The sequence below is a fragment of the Halomonas korlensis genome (assembly GCF_900116705.1).
GTDB lineage: Bacteria > Pseudomonadota > Gammaproteobacteria > Pseudomonadales > Halomonadaceae > Halomonas > Halomonas korlensis.
In genome coordinates this window covers 59,985-80,579 of sequence record NZ_FPBP01000002.1, presented here as the reverse complement: position 1 = coordinate 80,579, position 20,595 = coordinate 59,985, and the positions used below count along the sequence as shown (strand labels likewise).

Below are 20,595 nucleotides of genomic sequence, written 5' to 3'. Positions count from 1 at the left end.
ACGACATGGCTACCGACATCAAGGCACCTTCCTTCCCGGAATCCGTTGCCGAAGGCACCGTTGCCACCTGGCATAAAAAGCCGGGCGACAGCGTCGAGCGAGACGAGCTGATCGTCGAGATCGAGACCGACAAGGTGGTGCTCGAGGTGGTGGCGCCGGAAGCCGGCACTCTCGCCGAGGTGCTTGCCGAGGAGGGCGAAAGCGTGCAATCCGAGCAGGTGCTGGGCCGGCTCGGTGAAGCGGGCGCCCAGGGAGGGGACGACAAGAAGCCCGACGCCAAGTCCGACAATGATGAAAAGACCGACCAGACCAAGCCCGACCAGACCAAGTCCGGCGAGGCCAAATCCGACAAGGAAAAGCCGGCCTCAGGCTCCACCGGTGGCGGAAAGCAGCACGAGGTCAAGGCGCCCAGCTTTCCCGAGTCGATCCAGGAAGGCACCGTGGCCAGTTGGCAGAAGCAGGTTGGCGAAGCGGTCAAGCGCGACGAGGTACTGGCCGAGATCGAAACCGACAAGGTGGTGCTGGAGGTCGTCGCGCCCGCCGATGGCGCGCTGACCGAGATCAAGGCCGAAGAGGGCAGTCAGGTCGAATCCGAGGCGGTTCTTGCGATGTTCGCCGAAGGCGCCGGTGGCGATGCCGCGCAGCCGGAACCGTCCGCGAGTGGCGATGATACCGATGACAGCGCTGATGAGACCGTCGGCGAGAAGATTCTGGCGCCGGCGGCGCGCAAGATGGTGGCCGAGAACGATCTCGACGTGAGCAAGATCGAGGGCACCGGCAAGGGCGGGCGTATCCTCAAGGAAGACGTCCAGAAGGCCGTCAAGGCGGGCACGGCAACGAAGACGTCCCAGCCGAGCAAGCCAGGCGGCGCGGTCAAGCAGGCCGCGGCGGCAGCACCGGCCGTGGAAGGTGAGCGTCCCGAGAAGCGGGTGCCGATGAGCCGCCTGCGCCAGACCATCGCCAAGCGCCTGGTACAGGCCCAGCAGACCGCCGCCATGCTGACCACGTATAACGAGGTCGACATGGGCGCGGTGATGGACCTGCGCGCGCAGTACAAGGACACCTTCCTCAAGGCCCACGACACCAAGCTGGGTTTCATGGGGTTCTTCGTCAAGGCGGCGTCCGAGGCGCTCAAGCGCTTTCCCGACGTCAACGCCTCCATCGACGGCACCGACATCGTCTATCACGGCTACCAGGATATCGGCGTGGCGGTCTCCACCGACCGCGGGTTGGTGGTCCCGGTGTTGCGCGACACCGACAGCATGAAGATCGCCGACGTCGAGAAGGGCATTGTCGATTTCGGCAAGCGCGCCCGTGACGGCAAGCTCGGCATCGACGAGATGCAGGGCGGTACCTTCACCATCACCAATGGCGGTATCTTCGGCTCGCTGATGTCCACGCCGATCATTAATCCGCCGCAGACTGCCATTCTGGGCATGCACAAGATCCAGGAGCGTCCCATGGCGGTGAACGGCAAGGTCGAGATACGTCCGATGATGTACCTCGCCGTGTCATATGATCATCGTATGATCGATGGCAAGGACGCCGTGCAGTTCCTGGTGACCATCAAGGAACTGCTCGAGGACCCGGCGCGTTTGCTGCTTGACGTCTAATCGCTTCACCCCACGGAATTCAACGCGAACCGACCAACAGGAAAACCACATGGCCGACAAATTTGATGTGATCTTTATCGGTTCAGGCCCCGGCGGCTACGTCGGTGCGATTCGCGCCGCCCAGCTGGGCCTGAAGACCGCCTGCGTCGAGAAGTGGATCAGCAAGGACGGCAGCAAACCCGTCTATGGTGGTACCTGCTTGAATGTGGGTTGCATCCCGTCCAAGGCGCTGCTCGAGGCCTCCCACAAGTTTGTCGAGGCCAAGCACGACTTCGACGACCTGGGTATTCAGGCCGGCGACGTGACGATGGACGTCAAGAAGATGATGGCTCGTAAGGACAAGATCGTCAGTAACTTGACCGGTGGTATCGCTGGCTTGTTCAAGGCCAACGGCGTGACGCCGATCCAGGGCACCGGCAAGGTGATTGGCAGCAAGCAGGTCGAGGTAACCGACAAGGACGGCAAGGCGACGACCTATGAGGCCGATAACATCGTGGTCGCCGCGGGTTCCGTGCCGGTGGAGATTCCCCCGACCCCGCTGGTCGAGGGGATGGTCGTAGACTCCACCGGCGCCCTGGAATTCCAGGAAACCCCCAAGCGCCTGGGCGTTATCGGGGCCGGCATTATCGGCCTGGAACTCGGCAGCGTCTGGAACCGCCTGGGCAGTGAAGTCACCGTTCTCGAGGCCATGGACAGCTTCCTGCCGATGGTCGACGGTGCGATCGCCAAGGAGACCCAGAAACTGCTCAAGAAACAGGGCCTGGACATCCAACTCGGTGCGCGGGTCACCGGCTCCGAAGTCAAGGGCGAGGAAGTGGTCGTCAAGTACACCGACGGCAAGGGCGACCAGGAGAAAACCTTCGACAAGCTGATCGTCTGCGTCGGTCGTCGTCCCTACACCAAGGGGGTGGTAGATGACGGCGTGGGCGTCAACCTGGACGAGCGCGGCTTCATCCACGTCGACGACCATTGCCTTACCAGCGTGCCGGGTGTCTATGCCATTGGCGACTGCGTGCGCGGCCAGATGCTGGCTCACAAGGCGTCCGAAGAAGGGATCATGGTCGCCGACATCATCGCCGGCCATAAGGCGGAAATGAACTACGACGCCATCCCCAGCGTCATCTACACCTTCCCCGAGGTGGCCTGGGTCGGGATGAACGAGGAAGAGGCCAAGGCGGCCGGCATAAAGGTCAAGACGGGTGCGTTCCCCTTCGCCGCCAGCGGCCGTGCGATGGCCAACAACGCCACCGACGGGCAGGCCAAGATCATCGCCGATGCCGAAACCGATCGCGTGTTGGGCATGCATATCGTTGGCCAGCATGCCGGCGAGATGATCGCCCAGGGCGTCATCGCGCTGGAGTTCGGTTCCAGCGCCGAGGACTTGGCCCTGACCTGCTATGCCCACCCGACGATGTCGGAAGCGGTACACGAGGCGGCACTCGCCGTGGAAGGTCATGCGATCCACATGGCCAATCGCAAGAAGAAAAAGTAAAGACAACAAGCGCCACCTGCGGGTGGCGTCTCGTTTCCGGCCAAGTATCGGAAACGGACGGGGGTGGCCCAAGTGTGATGCCGACGAGCGTTACTTGCGGTCATCGTTCGAGTCACATGCAACCAATGGCATGAATCGATGAACCTTCACGAATACCAAGGCAAACAGCTGTTTGCCGATTATGGCCTGCCGGTGTCCAAGGGCTTCGCCGTGGATACCCCGGAAGAGGCCCTCGAGGCCTGCAAGAAGATCGGCGGTGACAAGTGGGTCGTCAAGGCCCAGGTCCACGCCGGTGGCCGTGGCAAGGCCGGGGGCGTCAAGCTGATCAAGAGCCCCGAGGAGGCCAAGTCTTTCGCCGAGTCCTGGCTGGGCAAGAATCTGGTGACCTTCCAGACCGATGAGAAGGGTCAGCCGGTCGCCAAGATCCTGGTCGAGACCTGCACCGATATCGCCAACGAGCTCTACCTCGGCGCCGTGGTCGATCGTGGCACGCGTCGCGTGGTCTTCATGGCCTCCACCGAGGGTGGTGTCGAGATCGAGAAGGTGGCAGAAGAAACGCCTGAGAAGATTCTCAAGGCCGAGATCGATCCGCTGGTCGGCGCACAGCCCTACCAGGCGCGTGAGCTCGCCTTTGCCCTGGGGCTCAAGGGAGACCAGATCAAGCAGTTCACCAAGATTTTCCTGGGCCTGTCTAAGCTGTTCCATGACAAGGATCTGGCCTTGCTCGAGATCAATCCGCTGGTGATCACCGACGAAGGCAATCTTCACTGCCTCGACGCCAAGATCAATCTGGACGGCAATGCGCTCTACCGCCATCCGGACCTGCAGGCGATGCGCGATCCGTCCCAGGAAGACGAGCGTGAAGCCGAAGCCGCGGCCTGGGAGCTGAACTACGTGGCCCTGGAAGGCAACATCGGCTGCATGGTCAACGGCGCCGGCCTGGCAATGGGCACGATGGACATCATCAAGCTCAACGGTGGCCAACCCGCCAACTTCCTGGACGTGGGCGGCGGTGCCACCAAGGAGCGCGTGGCCGAGGCCTTCAAGCTCATCCTCTCCGACGATTCCGTGAAGGCCGTGCTGGTCAATATCTTCGGCGGCATCGTGCGTTGTGACATGATCGCCGAGGGCATCATTGGTGCCGTCGAGCAGGTCGGTGTCAACGTGCCGGTCGTGGTGCGTCTGGAGGGCAACAACGCCGAGCTGGGTGCCGAGAAACTGGCCTCCAGCGGTCTGAACATCATCGCTGCTACCAGTCTGACCGATGCGGCTCAGCAGGTTGTCAAGGCAGCGGAGGGCAAGTAATGAGCATCCTGATCGACAAGAACACCAAGGTCATCTGCCAGGGCTTCACTGGCGGGCAGGGGACCTTTCACTCCGAACAGGCGATCGCCTACGGCACCCAGATGGTCGGCGGGGTGACCCCGGGCAAGGGCGGCCAGAAGCACCTGGGTCTGCCGGTGTTCAATACCGTCAAGGAAGCCGTGGCCGAGACCGGTGCCGAGGCCAGCGTGATCTACGTGCCGGCGCCGTTCTGCAAGGATTCGATCCTGGAAGCCGCCAACGCCGGCATCAAGCTGATCGTCTGCATCACCGAGGGCATCCCGACGCTGGACATGCTCGACGTCAAGGTGAAGTGCGACGAACTGGGTGTGCGCTTGATCGGTCCCAACTGCCCGGGCGTCATCACGCCGGGCGAGTCCAAGATCGGCATCATGCCGGGCCATATTCACAAGCCGGGTCGTGTCGGCATCGTCTCGCGCTCCGGCACCCTGACCTATGAAGCGGTCAAGCAGACCACCGACCATGGCTTCGGCCAGTCGACCTGTGTGGGCATCGGCGGCGATCCGATTCCCGGCTCCAACTTCATCGACATCCTGGAGCTGTTCGAGAAGGACCCGGCCACCGAGGCCATCGTGATGATCGGCGAGATCGGCGGCACAGCCGAGGAAGAGGCGGCGGCCTACATCAAGGCCAACGTTTCCAAGCCGGTGGTGTCCTACATTGCCGGCGTTACCGCGCCTCCCGGCAAGCGCATGGGCCACGCCGGCGCCATCATTGCCGGCGGCAAGGGCACGGCGGACGAGAAATTCGCCGCACTGGAAGCCGCAGGCGTGAAGACCGTGCGTTCCTTGGCCGAGATCGGCGATGCACTGAAGCAGGCAACCGGCTGGTAAGGCCGGTAAGTAATAAGTAACGCTGCCTCACGGGCATGACGTATTCAAGGGCACCCTCTGGGTGCCCTTGTTGTTTGTGGCGTTTGATTTTCCGCTACCCCGCTTCACACACTTATTCACGGCCCGCCTATCGGTGGGTCGTTTTTCGTATGCCCACAACTTGACTATTGCCGCGACTGGCCTATTATACCATCCATATGGATGGTACCTGGATGCCGTATAGATGTAATTGGGCGCCGAGAGGGCGTCCCACTATCGACCAACGAGGCATAACCCATGAGCGTGCATGAACTGCGCCGCAAGACCGGCGACGCCAGCGAGAAGATCACCATCAACCTGGGGGTCGTCGACCTGGGGCAGATCGATCTGCTGGTCCAGGAAGGGTTCTATTCCAATCGCACCGACCTGATCCGCACGGCCATCCGTAACCAGTTGGCGGCCCATGCCGAGGTGGTCAGAGAAACCGTGACCCGCAAGGCCTTCGTGCTGGGCTTGCAAGACTACAGCCGCAGTGATCTAGAGGCGCTTCAGGCCGCCGGAGAGGCGCTGCAGATCCAGGTGCTGGGGCTGGCCCGCATTGCCGACGACGTATCACCGGAGCTTGCGCGCGCCACCATCGAATCGGTGGTCGTGCTGGGCGCCCTGCATGCCAGCGCGGCGGTCAAGGCCGCCCTGGCAGACCGAATTCACTGAATAGGAAATTCAACGATGATCGACACCACGATGACGAAGCGAATGGAAGAGGCGACGCGGCTCACGCGCGCCGGGAAACTGCACGAGGCCATGGCCATCCTCCAGGGCGCAATGCCCGGGGCGAAGGATGGCGAAACGCCCAATGAACCGTATCGGCGAGGCAATACCTTCGAGGGGAATACCTTTGAGGGGAGCTGGCAGGTCGTCGACGAGGCGGTCGCGGCGTCAAGGCCAGCGTCTGCTGAGCCGGATGAGCCGGCGTCGGACCAGACAGATGAACCTGCCACTCAAAAGGCACCTTTTTCCGCGTTTGGTCGTGCAAGTCAGGCAACAACGGGGGCATACCCTAGTGACGACATTGGCGTGCCAGCTGCATGGCGCGGCAAGTGGCTCAAGTTTCGCGGCGCCATAGCGCAGCCCGAGAGAGCGCAGCCCGAGCAGGCAGGAGGTACCACCGAGGAGGCACGGCCCGGCGCATTCACGGCCGGTCGTTTTACCAACCATGTCGGCACGCGCGACTACAAGCTGTACATTCCCAGCGGCTATGACGGGCAGGCACTACCGTTGGTGGTCATGCTGCATGGCTGCACGCAGAATCCCGATGACTTTGCGGCCGGGACCAACATGAATCGACTGGCCGAAGAGCAGCTGTGCTGCGTGCTCTATCCGGCCCAGCCGATGACCGCCAACAGCTCGAAGTGCTGGAACTGGTTCAAGGCCGAAGACCAGCAGCGCGAGGGCGGTGAGCCGGCAATTCTTGCCGGCATGACCCGTCAGGTCATCGACACGCACGGGCTCGATGCGAGCCGGGTCTATGTCGCGGGGCTGTCGGCTGGCGGGGCCATGGCAACGACATTGGCAATGACCTATCCAGATCTCTTTGCGGCGGTGGGCGTGCATTCGGGGCTGCCCCACGGGGTGGCGCAGAGCCTCCCCGATGCCCTGGGGGCGATGCAGGGCGGCACGGGGCCCTTGGGCGGCGGTACCTCCACGCAAGAATCCAGGTGGACATCGGAGGTGCCAGCCATCATCTTTCATGGCGACCGCGACACCACCGTGCACCCCAGCAATGCGGAGCGCGTGGCCGCCCAGTACGCCGTCACGCGAAGCAAGGACGAGACGGCAAGTCGCGGCAAGGGCAACGCCAGGGTCACGGTGGAACAGGGGCAGGCGGCCAATGGCCATGCCTATACGCGTACCACGCATCTTAATGCGAAGGGCGAGCCACGCCTGGAGCAGTGGCGGGTCCAGGGGGCGGGTCACGCCTGGTCGGGTGGCAGCGCGCAGGGAAGCTATACCGATCCCAAGGGTCCCGACGCCGCGAAAGAAATGCTGCGCTTCTTCTATTACCATCAGCAGGGCGAGCGCAGCGCGAGCTGAGGCGTCACGTGGCGGGCGTTGAGAGCGTCAGGGGACAATCCGCTAGCATGTCGGGTATCGCTCAAAATCCAAGGAGACAAGACAATGGCAAAGGTGCCCGCCGCCTATCGCGCCACGCAAGGCTCCCTTCTGGACGTGGACCGCGATTTCTATGCCCGACTGACGGCGCTAGAGGCGAGAAAGCTTGTCGACCAGCGGGTCGTGCCGATTCGCGAGGGCCTGGCCTGGGAAGTGCCGGCCGGCCATGTGCTGCGCCTTTCGACGCTGGATGGACCCCAGGTCGGCGATCTCAACCTCTGGCACCGTCACAATCCGCGGGAGCGCTTCTGGGCCTCGCGGACTCGCCAACTGCAGCGGGCTCATGTGTCGACGTTCGATCGCTTGTGGTCGACGCTACCCTATCTGCGGCCCATGGCGACCATCATCGACGATACCCTGGCCGGCTATGGCGTGAACGGGAGTGGCATGGACCCTGACGGTGGCCGGGTCCATGACCTGCTGGGTACGCGCTGCGACCCCTACGTCAACAAGCTGCTGACCGGCGAGGACTTCGACCATCACTGTCACTCCAATCTGGTGCGTGCGGTGGCCCCCTTCGGGCTCACCGAGTTCGATGTGCACGACGTGCTCAACGTCTTCCAGTGCACCGGACTCAACGATGATGACCAGTACTTCATGAAGGCCTGTCCGGCCCGAGAGGGCGACTATATCGAGTTGTTCGCCGAAGTCGACCTGTTGTGTGCCCTATCGTGCTGCCCCGGAGGCGACCTGTCGGTCGACCTGTGGGGCCCCGATGCCCGCGACCCTCTGGAAACTTGTCACCCCATCGGGGTCGAGGTGTTTCGGCTTGCGCCGGCGCTGCTGACGGGCTGGAAGTCACCCGGGTACGCACCTTACCGGGGCGGTCACGGCATGCGCCCCCCGGCAATCGACTGGACGGCGGAGAAGCAGCGTCGCTTCAACCGCCGGTAAGGCGTGAGCGTTCCACACGGCTCAAGCCATGAGGTTACTTACAGAAAGTGGAGCCTTCGACACCATAAGGGTGCCGAAGGCCCCGTGAGGTGTCGAAGGCAGGGCAGGGCCTCAGTCGACCGGACGGCCGACCAGCGAGCGGGTTTCCTCGCGCGCCTCGGTCAGCACGACGCGGATCACGTCACCAAGCTTGAAGCGTTCCGTCTCCTCGATCTGGATACGGCCTTCCTTGTCATCGATGACCACCTTGGTGCGGTCGCTGTGCATCAGGGGCGCCGGAATGAAGGCAGTGGCGCCATTGGCTGTCAGGCGTACCCGCATGCCGCCGCGATTGACGTTGATGATCTCGGCCTCGAAGGTCTCCTGCGCCTCGGCGGCCGGCGTCAGGTAGCGGACATAGAGCCAGTCTTTGACGTCGCGCTCGGCCATGCGATTGAGGCGACGCCGCTCGGTGAGCTGCTCGGTGAGCTGCTGGCTGGCCTCGGCCGGGGCCTGTTCGCCCTTGAGCACCCGCTTGATCAAGCGATGGTTGACCATGTCGCCATACTTGCGGATCGGTGAGGTCCACGTGGCGTAGGCGGCCAGCCCCAGGCCGAAGTGCGGGCCGGGCTGGGCCGACATGCTGGTGAAGCCCTGGAAGCGGCGCAGACGGGCATCCAGCCAGGCATCGTCGCGCCCCTCGAGCACCCGCTTGAGGTCGCGGTAGCGGGGCAGCTCGGTCAGCGCCTCGCGCTCGACCTGGATATCCTGGCCGGACAGGAATTCCTGCGCGGCCTCGGCCTTTTCGGGTTCGAAGGCACGATGCACGTTGAAGATGCCGTGGCCCACATGCTTGGCCAGCAGGTCAGCGCAGCAGGCGTTGGCGGCGATCATCGATTCCTCGATCATGCGGTTGGCGATGCGCCGCTCTTCGGTGCGAATCGCCAGCACGTTGCCGGCCGCGTCGAGGTCGAAGACGAAGTCCGGGCGGTCCTTGAACACCAGCGCATGTTCGGCACGCCAGGTGCTGCGGGCCTGGGTCATGGCTTCCAGGGCCTTGAGCTGTTCACCGATCGCCTCGGACGGATGCCATTCACCTTGGTCTTCCAGCCAGTCGGAGATCCAGTCGTAGGCCAGCTTGGCCTGAGAGCGCACGGTGGCGGCGAAGAAGCGATAGTCGCCCAGGCTGCCGTCGGCGGCGATCTTGAGCGTACAGGCCAGCACCGGGCGCTCCTGGTTTTCCCACAGCGAGCAGAGGTCGTCGGCGAGCTGCTCGGGCAGCATGGTGACGTTCTGTCCCGGCAGGTAAACGGTGAAGGCGCGGGTGCGCGCCTCCAAGTCGGCGGCGTGTCCTTCCGCGATATAGGCGGTGGGGTCGGCGATGGCCACGGTCAGTTTCCAGCCGCCGTCCTCGTCGGCCTCGATGCGCAGGGCATCGTCCATGTCGCGGGTCTTCTCACCGTCGATGGTGAAGAAGGGCTCGCCGGTCAGGTCCTCACGCGTCAGGCCCTCATCGAGCAACGGCCAGTCGTCGCCGGCATCCGGACACTCCTGCTCGAGTGCATGACGCGCCAGGGTGACCCGCCACGGCACGGCGGGGTCGTCGGTCTTGGCCACCAACTCGTCGATCTGCGTGAAGAAGGCACGGTCATCGGGCTTGAGGGGATGGCGAACCAGCCGCGCGACCACCCAGTCGCCATCGCCGATGCTGTCCTCGTCGAGGCTGCGCTTGATGCGCGCCTTGAGGGCATTCTTCATCGAGGGATGATCGGGCACCACCGCCAGCCGACCCTCGCGCTTCTGCACGCGGGCGATGAAGCGGTTCATGCCGCTCTCGATCAGGGTGTCCGGCTCCACGGACTGCTTGTCGCCCTCCTCGTGGAGGATGGCGCCGACGCGGTCGCCGTGCAGTACCTGCTTCATGGCGGGCGGTGGCACAAAATACGATTCGCCGTCATCGGTCTCGAGAAAGCCAAAGCCCCTGTCGGTGGCCTTGATCACGCCTTCTACGCGAGGCGTATTGTTGCGCATCTGTTGCTTGAGCTGAGCAAGCGCCGAGTTATTCTGCAGCATGGTCACGATCGGTTGGCGGGGAAGCAAACTACTATACGGATTCCCCTTCGCGGGGCCAAACCCAACGAGCAATCGAGGCGCTACGTTTGCGCTTTCCGGTACTCGAAAGCCCCTTCGCTGGATATCCGGTGGGTGATTGAAGACAGCGGCCAGCCGCTTCGGTAGCCTGGCCGCATCTTCGCTGCCTGGAAGGCCCATGACCCCTCGATTGATCGTTACCGACCTCGACGGCACGCTGCTCGATGCCGACCATGACCTGACCGCGGACACCATCGCGACCCTGCGTAAGCTCTCCGAGCAAGGGCATCATCTCGCCTTTGCCTCGGGACGCCACTTTCGCGACATGCTGGTGTTTCGCGAGCGCCTGGGCGTGCCGGTGCACGTCATCAGCACCAACGGCGCCTACTTGCACGATCACGACGACGGCCTGGTGGCCGCGCGTCATGTGGATCGCGAGTTGGTTCGCGACCTGATCGCGTTGCCTCGCCAGGCCGGAGTGCGGTTGAACCTGTATCACGACGACGAATGGCTGATCGATGCCGAGGCGCCACACTTGCTGGCACTGCATGCGCATACCGGGTTCGGGTATCGGGTAGCCGAACCGGACGAGCTCGATGGCGAGCGTGTCGGCAAGGTGCTCTACATCGGCGAGCCCCAGCATGTGGCCGCGCTGGAAACGGAGATCCGCCGCCGCCATGGCGAGCGTCTGCATCTGACGTACTCCATGGAAACCTCGCTCGAGATCATGGCCGGTGGGGTCAATAAAGGTACGGCGCTGGCCTCACTGCTCGACGCGCTCGGATTGGAGGCCGAGGCGTGCCTGGCGTTCGGCGATAACCTTAACGATGTCGAGATGCTTACCCTGGCCGGCGAGGCGCATGTCATGGCCAATGCGCATCCCGAGCTACGCGGTAGGGTGCCGAAGGCACGGCTCATCGGCCATCACACCAACGGCGCCGTGGCCAAGTGGCTGCATGAGCGCTTCAAGCTGAGCTGAACGTACCACGCCGTCGGAGCGCCGTGGCGTGGTGGTTTGTACGGTGTGGCGGGGCGCCTCAATGGACGGTGATCACGGTGCACTCGGCGGCGTGACTGACCTTGTGGGAGACGCTGCCGACCACCAGCCCCTTGAAGTCGCTCAGGCCCCGGCTGCCCATGACGATAGCCTCGACACCCCGCTGTCGGGCCTCGCTGATGATAGTCCGCGCCGGGTCGCCCCCGGTGATGAACGTCTCGATGTTAGTGGCGCCGAGCTCACGAGCCGCCTTGGCGGCCCGGTCCACGACTTGGCGGCTTGCCGCCTCGCGTTCCTCCCGCGAGGCCTCGACAGCGATGGCGCCGATGCCCCAGACCAGGGTGGTCTCATGAGCGAGTTCCTCTGGAATGTGCAGCAAGTGCAGGGTGGCGCCCTCCTGCCGGGCCAGCTGGCAGGCCACGGACAGCGCTTTCTTGGCGTGCTCGGAGCCGTCGATGGGCACCAGGATGGAAGAGAACATGATGGGCATCCTTCTCGTTGATAGGGTATGGCTATCTATCGAGCCTAGCTATCCGGGCAGACACTGTCATGATCGGAGTCAAGGATGGCGCGCCTTCGCCTTCGCCTTCGCCTTCTCCTCGCCGGACTCCAGACGCCGCAGGTGCTGCCAGAGCTCGCCGCGAAGGTCGCTCAGCCGAGGCGCTTCATTGTCGGCGAAGCCCAGCGGGCGCGTGAGGCGCTGGGTTCGCAGGCCAAGACGCGCACTGAGCAGGCCAACGCCCAGACCCTGGCCTGCCTGGGCCGAGAGGCGCCCGGCGAGATTCAGCGACAGCATCTGCATGCCGGCGTCGCTGGCCATCTCGCTGGCCCCGGCGAAGGCCATGTTGTAAAGCACGCTTCTCATCAGGCGCAGTCGACTGGCATAACCGAGTTCCAGACCGTACAGCCGGCACAGGCGATCGACCATCGCCAGGTTGCGCCATGCCACCAACAGCATGTCGACCAGCGTCAGGGGGCTGATGGCCACCATGACGGCGGTCTCTCCCGACATTCTCGAGATCAACCGCCGAGCTTCCCGGTCGCGGGGCGCGAGCAGGTGATGCGAGAGCAGCAACCGGATGTCACGCCCGTCATGATGGGGCTCGCGGGCGGCGAGGTAGCCCTGCCAGTGCGGATGATCGTCATCGAGTCCCAGGTCTCGCCTGAGGCGTTCGGCCAGCGCCTGGGCCTGTTTCGGGGTCGCCTCGGGAAGCGTGTCGAGGCTTTCGCGAAGCGAGCCGTGCCGTTTCAGCCGCCGCAGCCGGAACAGTTCCCGGAGCAGCGCCGAGCCGCCCAGGCCCAGCGCCAAGAGCCCGAACAGGCTCCAGGCACCGGCCAGCCAGTCGCCGCCGAGACTCGCCGCATAAAGCGTTTGGCCGGCTTCCAGCGTGCCCAGTCCCAGCGCGCCGCCGAGCAGCGCGAGCAGTCCCCAGCGGCGCTTGCGGGGCTTGGCCAGGCTTGTCTCCAATACCTGTTCAGCCGGCTGCGGTTCTTCCAGGGGTTGGCTGGGCAGGTCGGCGGCGAAACGCGCCCCCGGCCGTGGGTCGTCGCCCATTGGCGGGGCGAGCTCGGGGTCGTCAAGCGCGAAGCCCTGCCGCGGACGCGGGTCAGGTCGACGGGTATCGCTCATTGCAGCTTGTCTCCGATGAGCCAATCCAGGGTGGCATCCATGCGAATGTGGGGAAGAGCGCCGCCTTCGCGGGGCATGGGGCGAAATGCCGGAAAATCGAACCCCTGGCGTGTCCAGAAGTCATGATCCGGCAGGTTGTCGGGCACTTCGCCGGGGTACATCAACAGTTCTTCGCCCGTCAGGCTCTTGCCGCGCAAGGCCGGCGAGCGATGCCCCTCCAGGCTCACCTCGCGGCTCTCGGTGGCGCGAATGGCCGCCAGCGAGAGCGCCTTGACCGGAATGTTAGCAAAGCGCAGGTCCTTGAGCGGCTCGGCGAGCAGCGCCTCGAGCAGCGCGACGAGGCGTGGGTGCTGGTCGGGGGTCACATGATCGCTCTTGGTCGCGGCAATCGCCAGGCGGTCGATGCGCGGCGCGAAGAGGCGCGAGAGCAGGCTGCGCTGGCCGTAGTCAAAACTCTGCATCAGGTTGGCGAGCGCCCGGGACAGGTCCTCGAAGCGCTCCGGACCGGCGTTGAGGGCTCCCAGCAGGTCCACCAGCACAATCTGGCGGTCGAAGCGGCGAAAGTGCTCACGATAGAAGGGCTTGACCACCCGCTGTTGATAATGGCGAAAGCGCCGGTTGAGCGTTGCGTAGTTGCTCTCCGAGGGCAGTCGGGCCAGCTCGGCCGTGTCGTGCGTCTCGATGGCCGGGAGCGGAAAGAACTGCAGCACCGGAGCGCCGGCGAGCTCACCGGGCAACAGGAAGCGTCCGGGCTGGAGGTCGGCGAATCCGGCCTCTCGAGCTGCCCGTAACCCCATGGCATAGCATTCGGCGATCTCGGCGAGTCTCGCTTCGTCGGCCTCGGCGGCCGGGTCCAGGTCGGCCACCGCGTCGAGCCAATCGGCAAACAGGCGGGCACGAGCCTGGCCCCGTGACGGTTGCTGAGCGAGGCTCCAGCTCGGGTAGTCGTGTCCCAGCAGCGGCAAGTCGAGCAGCCACTCGCCCGGATAATCGAACAGATCCAGGCTCAACTGGCGAATCTCGCTGCCCAGGAGCCCTCGCTTGCCCGGACGATAGCGAATCACCAGGCGCAGCTCGCTGATGCCCCGGGTCGGCTCGGGCCAGTGCGGTGGGTTGGCATCCAGCGAGGCCATGGCCTGGTCGTAGGGGAAGCGGGGCACGCCAAGATCGTGTTGATTGACCCGGCGCGCGCCGAGCAAGCGGCCCTCCCGGGCGGCGGGCAACAAGTCCAGCCGAGCCTCGAGCCCTGCGTGGCGCAGCTGGTTGACCAGCGAAGTGAGAAAAGCGGTCTTGCCCGAACGCGACAGGCCGGTGACCGCCAGGCGAAGCTGGCGGTCACGGCCGCGTTCCAGCAGGTCGTGTATGTCTCGAACCAGCGGTTGACGCATGAAAGGGGTATCCGTCCCGATAAGTCACAGCCCTTAATGTGCGGGTGTCATCACCGGCTGGCAAGGTCGAAACGCGATCGCCACAAAGACCCGCCGGTGGCGAGGCTTCATGGCGGTCACCAGAACGATCACCACGATCCCGGTGGGGATGGCGCCTTTCCAGGGCGTCAGGTCGACGGCACCGCCATCCAAGAACTTACCGGGGAGGCAGCGACGGCATCGGCGCCGGCTCGATGACACCGAAAAGCTGCATCAGTACTGGCGCCACCGCGATCAGAAAGCCGAACACTGCCACGGCGCGTCCCGTCAGCCGTCGTTCGGGGCGCCGGGCCAGGCTCAGCCCGGCCAGACAGACCAGCAGGCCGACCAGGTGGAACCCATAGGTGAGCATCTGTAGCAGGTCATAAGCGGTCATGGTGGCTCTTCGGTCGATGGAGGGGGGGCGGTAAAGACTGCTAATCTGGGAAGACTATCATTCCGACCCACCGTCACGGCGACACACCGTCAAGAGAGGTTCCTGCCATGCTAGAAGGGCGTCCCGATGTCGTGCTCGATTTCTGGTTCAAGGAGCTCACGCCTGCCCAGTGGTTTCGCAAGGACACCACACTGGATGCCACCATTGTCGAGCGCTTCGGGACCTTGCAGGCCTCGGCGAGTCGTGCGGAACTCTGGCTCTGGCGGCGCTCGGCGCTCGGCCGGCTGGCTGAGGTGGTCGTGCTGGATCAGTTCTCACGCCACATGTATCGCGATACGCCCGAGGCCTTCGCCAACGATACGATGGCGCTGGCGTTGGCCCAGGAAGCCGTGGCCCAGGCGGCGGACCGTCATCTCGATGTGGCGTGGCGACCCTTTCTCTACATGCCGTACATGCACAGCGAGTCGCTCGCCATTCATGAAGAGGCACTTCGCCTGTTCGATCAGCCGGGCCTGGAGGAGAATCTTCGCGTCGAGCATCGCCATCGCGAGATCCTCCAGCGTTTCGGACGCTATCCCCATCGCAACGCCATCCTGGGGCGCGAGTCCAGTCCCGAGGAGCTGGCCTTTCTCGATGAGCCGGGCTCCTCATTCTGAGCCCTCTTTCCGAGACCGCTCTTTCTTCGGCCGCCCACCTGAGGCACCATCACGGCTCGGCCTTGAATTGACGTAAAAAGGAGAGACGATCATGGGACTGATTGCTTGGCTAATCATTGGCGGTCTGGCGGGCTGGATTGCCGGTCATATCATGCGTGGCGGTGGTTTCGGCATCCTCGGTAATATCGGCGTGGGCATCGTCGGTGCAGTGATCGGCGGCATGCTGTTCAGCCTGCTGGGCCTGCAGGCGGGGGGCTTTGTCGGCTCGCTGGTCACCGCCATTGCGGGGGCGGTATTACTGTTGTGGGTAATCTCGAAGGTCAAGAGTGGCTGACGCGACATGCTCGACCCTGCGCTGACGATTCGCCCGGTTATCTGCCGGGCGAGTCGTTTCAGGAAACCTGGGCGGGATTGGGCTCGGATGGGAAGCGGGGTGGACAGACCTCCAGATAAGCATGAGAAGCGTGCAATATGCGAACGTCATCGAACTTGCCGCCGGCCAGCTGGAAACCAACGGGTAAGCCGGTATCGGTAAAGCCGCAAGGCACCGAGGCGGCAGGTTGCTGGCTGAGGTTGAAAGGGTAGGAGAAGGGCGCCCATTCTTCCCAATCCTGCATGTCGCTTTCCGGCGGCACTTCATGATGCGCCGCGAAGGGTTCGATCGGCACCGTTGGCGTCATCAGCAGATGGTAATCCTGATTGAAGTGTTCCAGTCGTTCGGTGAGCCGGGCGCGGTCGGCCAGGGCACGGAAGTAGTCCACAGCGCTCAGCGCTTCCGCGCGCTTGGCATTGGCAACCAGGCCGGGGTCGAGGAGCTCGCGCTCGCGTTCACTGCACTGCAACCACAGCTCCAGTGATGCCGTGAACCACATCGTCTTGAAGGTTTCGACGGGTGAGGCAAAGCCAGGATTGACTTCCTCCACCACCGCACCCAGGGATTGAAGCGTTTCCGCGGCCTGGCGGACGCGCCGTGTCACTTGCTCATCGACCCTGGCATAACCCAGGTCCGGCGAATAGGCGATGCGCAGGCCATCGAGGCGGTTGGCGAGGTTGCTGCCCCAGTCGTCGGGTTGGCCGCGGATCGCATAGGGATCGCGAAAATCATAACGCCCGATCACGTTCAGCATGTGCGCCGCGTCACGCACGTTGCGCGTCAAGGGGCCGATGTGCGAAAGCGATGGCTCTTTTGAAGGCGGCCATTGCGGCGTCCAGCCGAAGGACGGTTTGAAGCCGAAGACGCCAGTGAAGGCTGCGGGGATACGGATTGAGCCGCCGGAGTCGCCGCCCTGATGCAGTACGCCCATGTTGAGGGCGGCGGCAACCGCGGCCCCGCCTGACGAACCGCCCGGCGTCAGGCGCGTGTCCCAGGGATTGTACGTCGTGCCATGGACGAGATTGTCGGTGACGGCCTTCCAGCCGAACTCCGGCGTATTGGTCTTGCCGAGCAGGATGGCGCCGGCCTCCCGCAGCATTCGCGCCGGTGGGGCGTCCTGTTGGCGTTTGGTCGCCGGGCTCATGCGCGAGCCTTCGCGTGCCGGCATGCCGGCGACCTCTGTCAGATCCTTGAGCGATACCGGTACGCCATCGATCGGGCTCAAGGGAGCGCCCTGGCGCCAACGGCGGGTTGATGCCCGGGCGGCCGCCTCGGCGCCCTCCGCATCGACATAGGTATAGGCGTTGACCGCGCTATTGAAGCGCTCGATACGCTCGAGTGCCGCCCCGGTCGCTTCAAGCGGTGAGGCCTCCCCCGCGGCATAGCGTGCCGCAAGAGCACTGGCATCCATCGTGCCGAGATCGGTGTCGCTCATTCCTTCCTCCCTGTATCGCTGCGGGCGAGATCCTTTGCGTCTCGACCGGACGCTCAGCCTGGGCGATTCCCGAGGTGTCCAGGCGTGTCTGGCGTTCAGCGCATGGGCCGAAACGCCTGAGGTGGTGTCATGACAGCCGCCGCCAGGGAAGGGTTCAACCTTGAGCGCGGGACGGCACGATGCGCCGGTACTTGTCCACTTGGGTATCCAGCCATTGCCCCTCAAGCGAGACCTCGGCGCTCGCGCTGGGGACTTTCACCTCGAGCAGGAACAGGCCATGACGTTCGGCGCGCTGGCTGTTGCCGGAAAGCCATCGGCCCAAGTGGCGAGCCAGGGGACCCGCCACATGGTCCAGGCGCCGCCAGGTTAGTCGCAGCGCATGGCGGGCCACTAGATAGTCGAAACGCGCGGCGTCCTTCATGACCGAAAGAGCGCCATGGGCCAGTCCTTGCGACAGGCTTTCGAGCTTGCGATAAGTCGGCGCACCGGCGGCACGGCAGGCATGGGCGCCCTCCACGTGGCAGCGTTCGCGCTCGTCGGGTGCTTCCGGCCACTTCCCGCCCTGCCGTCGCGCCGGGGTCGCCAGGAACGGCAGGGTGATGGCCACCGCAGGCGTGCCATCTGATAGCGTGACATTACTGCCGGTTATCACGCCGCGAGGCAGGTGCTCTCTCAGCCAGCGGTAATCGCAGGCCTGCTGGACGGTGGCCTGGGCATCCTCCAGGGAGTGGTGTGCGCTTTGCAGCGAGCGAAGCATCGCGAGGGTACGAAACATCGTGACTCCATCCGAGGCGTGACCGTTCGACGCCACGCGTCGTCAACGCCTTAACGCGGCAAGATTAGCAGGTTACGCCAGACGAGTCCCAGCGAGCGTGAGCGCGCGGCCAGCCTCGCCGCCATTGCCCTGGCCTGTTCGATTAATAAGCCCTGTCTATTAGGCCTGCATCGGTTCACCGTCTACCTTGAAAAGGGGTGTCAGTTATGGACTGAGCATGTTAGCAACAGGACCGCTCGGTGAATCAGTAGCGACTGGCTAGCCGGGTTGAGACTAAGCGCAAAGGAGGAGCGTTTGCATGGCCAATAATCCGCATACGACGCCGAACAGTGGCGGCCCCAACGATACGGACGTCAAGACGACCGAGAACAGCAAGTCGGATAACCTGGAGCGGTACCGCAGCGATGCCGAAGGGCACGACCTGCGCACCAACCAAGGTTTGCGTATTTCCGATAATCACAACTCGCTGAAAGCCGGAGAGCGCGGCCCCACGCTGATGGAAGATTTCATCTTCCGCGAGAAACTCAACCATTTTGATAACGAGCGTATTCCCGAACGTATCGTGCACGCACGGGGGGCGGCAGCGCACGGCTACTTCCAGCCTTACAAGAACGCGGCCCAGTATTCCAAGGCGGGTCTGTTTCAGGACCCCGGCAAGAAGACTCCCGTCTTCGTGCGTTTCTCCACGGTTCAGGGCTCGCGTGGTTCCAACGATACCGTGCGCGACGTTCGCGGCTTCGCCACCAAGTTCTATACCGACGAGGGCAACTGGGACCTCGTCGGTAACGACATGCCGGTATTCTTCATTCAGGATGCGATCAAGTTCCCCGATTTCGTACATGCGGTGAAGCCCGAACCCCATAACGAGATTCCCATGGGGCAATCGGCCCACGACACCTTCTGGGATTTCGTCTCCCTGATGCCGGAATCCACCCATATGGTGTTGTGGACGATGTCCGACCGGGCGTTCCCTCGGCATTACCGCAACATGGAAGGCTTCGGCGTGCATACCTTTCGCTTGATCGACAAGCAAGGCAAGGGTCGCTTCGTCAAGTTCCACTGGAAGCCGCTGGCGGGCACCTGCTCATTGATCTGGGACGAGGCCCAGAAGCTCTGGGGCCGTGACCCCGACTTCAACCGCCGTAACATGTGGGACGATATCGAAAATGGCGACTTCCTGGAATACGAGCTGGGTGTTCAGGTGGTGGAAGAGGAGGACGAGCACAAGTTCGACTTCGACATCCTCGATCCCACCAAGATCATTCCCGAGGAGCAGGTGCCGGTTACCCTGATCGGCAAGATGGTGCTCAACCGTAATCCGGACAACTTCTTCGCCGAGACCGAGCAGGTCGCCTTCAATCCGGCCAATATCGTGCCGGGGATCGATTTCTCCAATGATCCGCTGCTCCAGGGACGGCTGTTCTCGTACCTGGATACCCAGATGCTGCGGCTGGGCGGGCCCAACTTTCACGAAATTCCCATCAACCAGCCGGTATGCCCGTTCCACAACAACCAGCGCGATTCCATGCATCGCCAGACAATCAACAAAGGCCAGGCGTCCTATGAGCCCAACTCGATCGATGGCGGCTGGCCCAGCGAGACACCAGCAGCGGCGGAAAATGGCGGTTTCGAGAGTTATTACGAGCGTGTCGATGCCCACAAGGTGCGGGCGCGCAGTGACTCGTTCGGTGATCACTACTCGCAGGCGACGCTGTTCTGGAACAGCCAGACCGATGTCGAGAAGGAGCACATCATCGATGCCTATACCTTCGAGCTGTCCAAGGTCGCCCGGCCGTGGATTCGTGAGCGGGTAATCCAGGAGATACTGCCCAATATCGATCTTGAACTGGCCCGTCGCGTTGGCGAGAACCATGGCATCGAGGCGCCGACCAGCAAGCCTGCGCCGGCCGAAGAGCTGGGGCGGAGCTCGCTGCAGTCCTCCCCGGCGCTAAGCCTGATGGCGCGCCTGCCGAACAATATCCTGTATCGCAAGGTGGCGATCTTGGTGGCCGACGGCGTGGACGGTGACCAGGTGGAAGCCGCCAAGGCGAAACTGAAGGCCGAAGGGGCGCAGGGCATGGTCATTGCGCCCAGCATGGCACCGGTCAAGTCCACCAGCGGCAAAGCTATCGTGCCCGACGCGATGCTCAACGGTCAGCCATCGGTGACCCTGGATGCGGTGATCGTGGCGGGCGGGGAGCAAAGTGTGAAGACACTCTCGCAATCCGGCATGGGGCTTTACTACGTGCAGGAAGCCTACAAGCATCTCAAGGCCATTGCGGCAATCGGCGAGGGCCAGGCGCTGCTGAGCGCCGCCGAGGTGCCAACGCAGGAGGACGGCATCATTCTCGGCGCGACGCTGGATGATGTCTTCACGCCTCTCACCAAGGCCATGGGACAGCATCGCGTCTGGTCGCGTGACGAAAAGGCCAAGCTGATGTCGGCCTGAGTATCAATCACGGGAACGGCTTGACGCGCCTGCTGCGGCATGAAAAAACGCGCCTCCTGTTGGGGGCGCGTTTTCTTTAG

General features: G+C 63.7%; 18 protein-coding genes. 11 read left to right on the top strand and 7 right to left on the bottom strand.

What is annotated here, in order from left to right:
- Positions 1–5 precede the first annotated feature (5 nt).
- The 7 genes from odhB to BM341_RS03085 all read left to right on the top strand — a co-directional run bounded on the left by odhB (position 6) and on the right by BM341_RS03085 (position 8,327).
- Positions 6–1,613: a 2-oxoglutarate dehydrogenase complex dihydrolipoyllysine-residue succinyltransferase gene (gene odhB, locus BM341_RS03115; protein WP_089792843.1), complete on the top strand. Its 1,608-nt coding sequence runs from the start codon at positions 6–8 to the stop codon at positions 1,611–1,613.
- A 49-nt stretch (positions 1,614–1,662) separates the two neighbouring features.
- Positions 1,663–3,105 (top strand): dihydrolipoyl dehydrogenase, encoded by a 1,443-nt coding sequence (gene lpdA, locus BM341_RS03110; RefSeq protein WP_089792841.1) that lies wholly within the window; start codon positions 1,663–1,665, stop codon positions 3,103–3,105.
- A gap of 138 nt (positions 3,106–3,243) precedes the next feature.
- Entirely contained in the window at positions 3,244–4,410 is a 1,167-nt protein-coding gene (gene sucC, locus BM341_RS03105) for an ADP-forming succinate--CoA ligase subunit beta (protein ID WP_089792839.1), read from the top strand.
- Complete coding sequence (gene sucD / locus BM341_RS03100; protein WP_089792837.1) at positions 4,410–5,282, top strand: succinate--CoA ligase subunit alpha; 873 nt, start codon at positions 4,410–4,412, stop codon at positions 5,280–5,282. The genes sucC and sucD overlap by 1 nt, the downstream gene beginning before the upstream one ends.
- Positions 5,283–5,558: 276 nt before the next feature.
- Positions 5,559–5,975 (top strand): CopG family transcriptional regulator, encoded by a 417-nt coding sequence (locus tag BM341_RS03095; protein WP_089792835.1) that lies wholly within the window; start codon positions 5,559–5,561, stop codon positions 5,973–5,975.
- 15 nt (positions 5,976–5,990) lie between these two features.
- Positions 5,991–7,355: an extracellular catalytic domain type 1 short-chain-length polyhydroxyalkanoate depolymerase gene (locus BM341_RS03090; protein ID WP_089792833.1), complete on the top strand. Its 1,365-nt coding sequence runs from the start codon at positions 5,991–5,993 to the stop codon at positions 7,353–7,355.
- 84 nt (positions 7,356–7,439) lie between these two features.
- Entirely contained in the window at positions 7,440–8,327 is an 888-nt protein-coding gene (locus BM341_RS03085) for an urea carboxylase-associated family protein (protein WP_089792831.1), read from the top strand.
- A gap of 111 nt (positions 8,328–8,438) precedes the next feature.
- Here BM341_RS03085 and BM341_RS03080 read toward each other — a convergent pair whose 3' ends face one another.
- Positions 8,439–10,379, bottom strand: a complete 1,941-nt coding sequence (locus tag BM341_RS03080; protein ID WP_089792829.1) for an exoribonuclease II — start codon at positions 10,377–10,379, stop codon at positions 8,439–8,441.
- Between the two features lie 196 nt (positions 10,380–10,575).
- Here BM341_RS03080 and BM341_RS03075 point away from each other — a divergent pair, with 196 nt between their 5' ends.
- Positions 10,576–11,376 (top strand): HAD family hydrolase, encoded by an 801-nt coding sequence (locus tag BM341_RS03075; protein WP_089792827.1) that lies wholly within the window; start codon positions 10,576–10,578, stop codon positions 11,374–11,376.
- A gap of 58 nt (positions 11,377–11,434) precedes the next feature.
- On the opposite strand, the gene BM341_RS03070 is transcribed toward BM341_RS03075, so the two are convergent.
- The 4 genes from BM341_RS03070 to BM341_RS03055 all read right to left on the bottom strand — a co-directional run bounded on the left by BM341_RS03070 (position 11,435) and on the right by BM341_RS03055 (position 14,827).
- Complete coding sequence (locus BM341_RS03070) at positions 11,435–11,875, bottom strand: universal stress protein (protein WP_089792825.1); 441 nt, start codon at positions 11,873–11,875, stop codon at positions 11,435–11,437.
- 78 nt (positions 11,876–11,953) lie between these two features.
- Positions 11,954–13,024: a TIGR01620 family protein gene (locus BM341_RS03065; protein ID WP_089792823.1), complete on the bottom strand. Its 1,071-nt coding sequence runs from the start codon at positions 13,022–13,024 to the stop codon at positions 11,954–11,956.
- Positions 13,021–14,412 (bottom strand): YcjX family GTP-binding protein, encoded by a 1,392-nt coding sequence (locus BM341_RS03060; protein ID WP_089792821.1) that lies wholly within the window; start codon positions 14,410–14,412, stop codon positions 13,021–13,023. The genes BM341_RS03065 and BM341_RS03060 overlap by 4 nt, the downstream gene beginning before the upstream one ends.
- Positions 14,413–14,608: 196 nt before the next feature.
- The gene (locus tag BM341_RS03055) at positions 14,609–14,827 is read right to left on the bottom strand and encodes a hypothetical protein (protein ID WP_089792819.1); all 219 of its coding nucleotides are present in this window, start codon (positions 14,825–14,827) and stop codon (positions 14,609–14,611) included.
- Positions 14,828–14,934: 107 nt separating this feature from the next.
- Between BM341_RS03055 and BM341_RS03050 the strand changes: the two genes are divergently transcribed.
- Positions 14,935–15,483, top strand: coding sequence for a DUF924 family protein (locus BM341_RS03050; RefSeq protein ID WP_089792817.1), 549 nt, complete (start codon positions 14,935–14,937; stop codon positions 15,481–15,483).
- A 91-nt stretch (positions 15,484–15,574) separates the two neighbouring features.
- Complete coding sequence (locus BM341_RS03045; protein WP_089792815.1) at positions 15,575–15,817, top strand: GlsB/YeaQ/YmgE family stress response membrane protein; 243 nt, start codon at positions 15,575–15,577, stop codon at positions 15,815–15,817.
- Positions 15,818–15,875: 58 nt separating this feature from the next.
- Here the strand turns inward: BM341_RS03045 and BM341_RS03040 are convergent, their stop codons facing one another.
- On the bottom strand, positions 15,876–17,291 hold the full coding sequence (locus BM341_RS03040) for an amidase (RefSeq protein ID WP_089792813.1): 1,416 nt from the start codon (positions 17,289–17,291) through the stop codon (positions 15,876–15,878).
- Positions 17,292–17,445: 154 nt separating this feature from the next.
- The gene (locus tag BM341_RS03035; protein WP_089792811.1) at positions 17,446–18,066 is read right to left on the bottom strand and encodes a hypothetical protein; all 621 of its coding nucleotides are present in this window, start codon (positions 18,064–18,066) and stop codon (positions 17,446–17,448) included.
- Positions 18,067–18,364: 298 nt separating this feature from the next.
- Here BM341_RS03035 and katE point away from each other — a divergent pair, with 298 nt between their 5' ends.
- Positions 18,365–20,515: a catalase HPII gene (gene katE / locus BM341_RS03030; RefSeq protein ID WP_089792810.1), complete on the top strand. Its 2,151-nt coding sequence runs from the start codon at positions 18,365–18,367 to the stop codon at positions 20,513–20,515.
- The last annotated feature ends 80 nt before the right edge of the window (positions 20,516–20,595 follow it).